The sequence below is a fragment of the Dietzia timorensis genome (genome assembly GCF_020742175.1).
Classification (GTDB): Bacteria; Actinomycetota; Actinomycetes; order Mycobacteriales; family Mycobacteriaceae; genus Dietzia; species Dietzia timorensis_A.
This window is the reverse complement of record NZ_DYXM01000278.1, coordinates 1-3,903: the sequence shown is the minus strand read 5'-3', so window position 1 is coordinate 3,903 and position 3,903 is coordinate 1. Positions and strand designations below refer to the sequence as shown.

3 protein-coding genes are annotated in these 3,903 nt (G+C 65.2%); 1 reads left to right on the top strand and 2 read right to left on the bottom strand.

Going from position 1 to position 3,903, the window contains the following annotated elements:
- Nucleotides 1–380 (bottom strand): response regulator (locus tag K8V11_RS14560; RefSeq protein ID WP_303915875.1); only part of this gene is annotated, 380 nt, incomplete at its 3' end.
- Nucleotides 377–1,963, bottom strand: coding sequence for a sensor histidine kinase (locus K8V11_RS14555; protein WP_303915872.1), 1,587 nt, complete (start codon nucleotides 1,961–1,963; stop codon nucleotides 377–379). The genes K8V11_RS14555 and K8V11_RS14560, both read right to left, overlap by 4 nt.
- A gap of 209 nt (nucleotides 1,964–2,172) precedes the next feature.
- Here K8V11_RS14555 and K8V11_RS14550 point away from each other — a divergent pair, with 209 nt between their 5' ends.
- A complete protein-coding gene (locus K8V11_RS14550) occupies nucleotides 2,173–3,639 on the top strand; it encodes a cation:dicarboxylate symporter family transporter (protein WP_303915869.1) in 1,467 nt (488 codons plus the stop codon).
- Nucleotides 3,640–3,903: the final 264 nt, after the last annotated feature.

The following is a 3,903-nucleotide window of genomic DNA, read 5'->3' as shown; positions in this document are numbered from 1 at the left end:
TAGCGCTCGTACTGCCGGATCTTCTCGCTGAACGCGGCGAAATTGAACGGCTTGAGTAAGTACAACAACACTCCGTGGGACATCGCGCTGCGCACTGTCGCAAGATCGCGCTGCGCGGTAATCGCGATAATGTCCGGCACCGGCCGCACCCCGGACATGGCGGCGGCAAGATCCACGCCACGTGCATCGGGCAGTCCGAGGTCGAGCAACACGAGATCCACGGGCGCACTCGAATCGGCGGCCTCGGAGAGCGCTCGCATCGCCTCCTGCCCGCCCCACGCATGCGCTACGACCTCGAATCCGCCGAGCCGCGACAGATATTCCCTGTGCGATTCGGCGATGAGCGGTTCGTCCTCGACGATCAGCACCCTCGTCGTCACGTTCGGTCTCCTTCCGCTCCCCCGCGTGCAGTTTCGGCCGGCTGCCCGGGGATCTGTGCCACCACGACCGAGCCGTAGGTGGCGTACGCCGTCAACGAACCGTTATGACGTCGCAGCACCTGCGCCACCAATGCCAATCCGAGCCCGCGCCCGCGTTCGTCTCCTCCAGCCTTCGTAGAGAACCCGCGTTCCTGCGCGCGGGCGAGGAGCTCAGGGTCCATGCCTGGGCCGCTGTCGGCGACCTCGATGTGGACGCCTCCGGCCTCACCGGTGATGGTCACCTCGACCCAGGGGTCACCCGGATCGCAGGCGTCGAGTGCATTATCGACCAGGTTGCCGACCACCGTCACCATCTCCTGAGGGCTAAGCAGGCCGGCGACGTCGTCGCCGAGCTCGGACTCGTCGGTGACGGTGAGCTCGATCCCTCGCTCAGCCGCCTGCGAGGTCTTGCCGAGCAGCATCGCCACGAGCGCGGGCTCGGCGATCGACTGGCTCATCCGGTCGATGAGCTGCTGGGACAGCGTGAGATCGGTCGTCGCCAGCTGCGCGGCCTCGTCGCCCCGGCCCATCTCGATGAGGGCGACGATGGTGTGCAGCCTGTTCGCCGATTCGTGCGCCTGCGATCGAAGCGCCTCGGCGAAGTGGGTCATCGAGTCGAGTTCTCCCGTCGCCTCCGACAGTTCGGTTTGGTCGCGCAGCGTGATCACGGCCGCGTTCCTCTCACCGTCGACGGCTGCCTTGTTGACCACGAGCACGCGGCCACCGCCCGCGAACAGCATGTCGTCGAATCGCTCCTCGCCGAGGAACGACTCCGGGACGTCTTCGAGGGAAAAGTCGTCGCCGCCGCCGAGCAGCCGTTGCGCCTCGTCGTTGACCAGGGCAGGTCTTCCGTCGCTCACGACGATCACGCCCTCCCTGATGGAGTGGAGTACGGCGTCATGATGGTCGTACATGAGGCGCAAGTCGCCCGGCGCAAGGCCTCCCGTGGCCTGCAGGATCCGCCGGCGTACCCACCACAGCCCCACTCCGGCGGTGGCTAGCGCGCTCAGCGCGATGGCGAGGACGACTGGGAGCCTTCCGAGCCACTCCTGCATGAGCGTGTGCTCGGTGACCCCGACCGACACCATGCCGACGATCTCGCCGCTCGCATCACGCACGGGGACGATGGTGCGCACGGACGGGCCGAGGGTGCCGGTGTACGTCTCGGTGTGAATACGCCCATCGAGCGCTTCTTTTGTAGAGCCGAGGTAGCGCAGCCCGATCTTCTCCGGATAGGTGTGGGTGAATCGTTCGCCGTCGGGCGCCATGATCGTGATGAACGCGATCCCAGTGTCCGCGCGGATCGCCTCCGTCATCGGCTGAAGGATCGTCGTGGGGTCCTCGGCGGCGAGAGCGTCGACTGTCGAGGGAGCTTTGGCGATGCCGACGGCCAAGGCCTTTTCCGTCTCGCGGGCGGTGCGGTCCCCCGTCAGTCGCGCGTCCCACAGCGCGAGCACGCTGCCGATCACGACGATGGCCGCGACCACGACAAGCACCAGCGCCACCACCTGGCTGGCGAGCGTGCGCGGCGCGATTCTCTTCATCTCCACCTCCCTATCGCATCGCATAGTAGCCCTCGGCGTGCGGGCGCCCCGAGGAACGGCCCGGCGAACTCGCGAGTACGGCCCGTTTTGTTCGGTACGTGAACGAAATGAACTCAACGGTGACCTAGGTCACTGGAAACTCCACAATTTACTCGAAGGTCAGTTCCGTCAAGCCCGTACTCCCGGGGCGAAACGAAAGGTTCGGCACCATGACATTCGGAAATCGATCATCCGGTTCGGTGAGCAAGGCGTCCTCCGCCTCCCCGGCGAAGAAGGCAGACCGCACGCATTGGCTCTACATCGCGGTGATCATCGCCGTGTTCGCCGGTGTCGCCGTCGGCATCCTCGCGCCGGAGGTCGGCAAGAGCCTCGGTATCCTCGGCACACTCTTCGTCGACCTCATCAAGATGATGATCGCGCCGGTCATTTTCTGCACCATCGTGCTGGGCATCGGGTCCGTGCGCAACGCGTCGACGGTCGGGAAGGTCGGAGGTCTCGCCTTCGTCTACTTCATCGCCATGTCGACCCTGGCGCTCGGGATCGGGCTTGTCGTCGGCAACCTCATTCAACCCGGCGAAGGGCTCAACATTCAGTCCGGTTCCGGCAAGGGCGCCGAGCTTGCCGAAGAGGCTCATGAGGCCGGCGGTACGCTCGACTTCATTCAGTCGATTATCCCCGATTCGCTGTTCTCGGCACTGACGAGCGGGAGCGTGCTCCAGGCGCTTTTCGTCGCGCTTCTCGTCGGGTTCGCACTCCAGGGGCTCGGCAAAACGGGCGAATCGATCGTCGAGGTAATCGGCCACCTGCAGAAGCTCGTGTTCAAGGTCCTGGTGATGATCCTGTGGATCGCGCCCATCGGCGCGTTCGGCGCCATCGCCAATGTTGTTGGCCAGACCGGCTGGGCCGCGGTGGGCCAGCTCATCATGTTGATGCTCGCCTTCTACCTCACCTGCGTGACCTTCGTCTTCGGCATTCTCGGCACCCTCCTACGTGTCGCCACGGGCGTGTCGATCTTCTCGCTCGTCAAATACCTGGCCCGCGAATACCTGCTCATCTTCGCCACCTCGTCTTCGGAGTCGGCACTGCCTCGACTCATCGCGAAGATGGAGCACCTCGGTGTGGAGAAGACGACGGTCGGCGTGGTCGTCCCGACCGGATACTCGTTCAATCTCGATGGCACCGCAATATATCTGACGATGGCGTCCATCTTCATCGCCGATGCCATGGGCGATCCGCTGGCGCTGACCGAGCAGCTCGGACTGCTCGCGTTCATGATCATCGCGTCCAAGGGCGCCGCAGGCGTGTCGGGCGCAGGGCTGGCCACGCTCGCCGGCGGCCTCCAGGCGCACCGCCCCGAGATGCTCGATGGCGTGGGAATGATCGTCGGTATCGACCGTTTCATGTCTGAGGCTCGCGCGGTCACCAACTTCTCGGGCAATGCCGTAGCCACGATCCTCGTCGGTTCGTGGACGGGAACCATCGACCGCACTCAGGTCACCGATGTGCTCTCCGGCAATAGCCCCTTCGACGAAGCCCAGCTCATCGACGACGGACATGAGGAGGCGGGCGCGCCAGCAAACGTTGCCGACAGCTCAGCAACTCCCGGAACCCCGGAGCCGACGGGCGAGTTGGTTACCTCGACCGCCCGGGTGCCGAACGCCACGTCGACGTACTGACGGAAGCCGTAGCGCAAGCCGCCAGAGATGACTGCGCCCCGGTGGCCCATCGAGTTCGATGGGCCACCGGGGCGCTTTTGTTCGCTCTCGCGGGGCTTGTTTATCCGCGCGTGAGGCGACGGTGGGTGACCCGGTGCGGGCGCGCCGCCTCCTGGCCGAGGCGCTCGACCTTGTTGGCCTCGTAGCCTTCGAAGTTGCCTTCGTACCAGTACCACTGGCCCTCTTCGACGTTGCCTTCCCACGCGAGAATGTGGGTACAGGTGC

Coding starts and splice junctions, on each gene's coding strand:
- K8V11_RS14555 (WP_303915872.1), bottom strand. CDS start 1,963: ATGAAGAGAATCGCGCCGCGCACGCTCGCCAGCCAGGTGGTGGCGCTG.
- K8V11_RS14550 (WP_303915869.1), top strand. CDS start 2,173: ATGACATTCGGAAATCGATCATCCGGTTCGGTGAGCAAGGCGTCCTCC.